Origin of the sequence: Micromonospora sp. ALFpr18c (assembly GCF_008868155.1) — a bacterium.
Taxonomy (GTDB): Bacteria; Actinomycetota; Actinomycetes; order Mycobacteriales; family Micromonosporaceae; genus Micromonospora.
On record NZ_WBKR01000370.1, the window covers coordinates 1 to 1,958 of the forward strand.

1 protein-coding gene is annotated in these 1,958 nt (G+C 64.4%); it reads left to right on the forward strand.

Annotation, left to right across the window (positions count from 1 at the left end; genetic code table 11):
- Nucleotides 1-753: 753 nt before the first annotated feature.
- Complete coding sequence (locus F8271_RS31130; RefSeq protein ID WP_192580547.1) at nucleotides 754-1,878, forward strand: Tat pathway signal protein; 1,125 nt, start codon at nucleotides 754-756, stop codon at nucleotides 1,876-1,878.
- Nucleotides 1,879-1,958: the final 80 nt, after the last annotated feature.

The following is a 1,958-nucleotide window of genomic DNA, read 5'->3' on the forward strand; positions in this document are numbered from 1 at the left end:
ATTCCAGACCCTCAGCCAGGCCACGGGAGATCTCCTCACGATCGGTCAAGGTCAACATGTTGCGCACAGCGGGAATCCTGTCCCACCGACCCACCAAGATCAAATGCTACGACCGCCTGAACTCGCCCACTGCTTCCCCAGGGTGGGGTGTTCACGGCGCCCCCGACGACGGCACGAGACGATGCGCCGAAGAGTGCAGGGCCGCCGACCCGACGCGCGTTGATCAGCTCAGGGCGTGTCGCTCCCGGGTTCCGCCTGGGTAGACGCAGTGAGCGGCGGAATACTCGAACGGCGTCTTCGCGTTGCGGGCATGACCCCGACTTTCCGCAGCCGGCGCAACAACCGTTGGCGCTCAAAACCGTGTGCCGATCCAAAACCAGTTGTGCCCTGTCGATCTGCCCGCCGCCGGAGTAAGTAGTCACGCGATTTCACCTCCCGAGGGGGCAGGGCGACGCCGCATGAGTAACAACCTCTCGTCCACGCGGCGCACCCTGCCCGTCACCCACCACTACGGCGCACACCGCTCGTAGCAATGGGGATTCCGTCCAGATTTCAGCCACACAAGACCGACGCGACGCAGGGCTAATCAATTTGCCGATTCGTCGTCGTCTTGCGTACCTACAGCGAATCGCAAATCACCGCCGTTAGGTACTCTGTGACGCACGTCGAAGCGGTGAACGTGGTGAAAGATCGACTTCTATGCGGGGGTACACAGTGCCGCAAGCGGGACCCGGCAACGCCAAGCTCGCAGCCGTGATCGCGGAAGCTGGGATGTCCCATGCCGAGGTGGCACGAGCACTGGTCCGCGTCGCTCAGGAGAGCAACGTGGACGAGTTGACCGGGGTCGGCCGTTCCCACGTCTCGCACTGGATCGCCGGCTCGAAGCCCTCTGGACGAGCACCCGTGCTGCTCTGCGAAGCGTTGTCACGCAAGCTCGGACGCGCGCTGACCTTGGAGGACATCGGTCTACCGACTCCACTGCTGTCCTCATCGGACATGCTTGGGTGGCGAGTCGATACGCTGGCCGCGCTGACCGAACTCGGGAGAGTCGCCAGCATGACCGTAGGCAAAGGCGACGTTGACGCGGTACAGGACATGGTGTCGCTGTTCTCGCGCGTCGACCAGCGCCGAGGCGGCGGGCACGCCCGGTCAGCAGTGGTCCAATATCTCAGCTCAGACGTTGCGAGTTACCTATGCGGACGCTACGTAGACGAAAAGCTGAGACGCGACATGTTCAGTGCGGCCAGCGAGCTTTCGTACCTTGCAGGATGGATGGCGTTCGACAATGGCGAGCACAACGTCGCGCAGCACTATTTCACCGTCGCAGTGAAGTTAGCTGCCGAAGCCGACAACCCGGCAATGGCGGGCCACGTCCTCCGGGCGATGGCACACCAGGCGATCGACCTGGGGCACCACAAGCACGCTCTCGATCTCGCCAATGCCTCGGTGCACGGCGACCGCTACGAGACGGCTGCTCCACGGGAGCGTGCCCTCATCGGGGTGGTCCATGCTCGCGCTCTAGCAGTGAATGGCGAGACCCAAAGCTCCGCCCGCGCGCTGCTCCGAGCAGAGGACGACCTTGCCGCCGCGCAGGGAGACGACGAGCCCGGACGAGTCTTCTTCTTCGCTGAGGCCAGCCTCGCGCACGAGACGGCATGCGCGTTACGTGACACCGGCGACCTAGGCGGCGCGACAAGTCATTTCCGCCGCAGTGTCAGGACACGCAAGGCGGCAGCCTTCACCCGAACCCACGCCGTCACGCTTGGTTACCTGGGAGCGGTGCAGGCCCGGCAGGGTGAGATTGAGGAAGCGTGCGCAACGTGGTCCCGCGCCAGGGTCATTGCGTGTTGGTGTAACTGCTGGTCACGGCGTCGATGAGGTCGTGTGATCGGCGGTCGGAGCGGCGGTTGGCGCGGGCGATGTTGGTGTCGCCGTTGATGCGGTGCCAGCCGATCGCG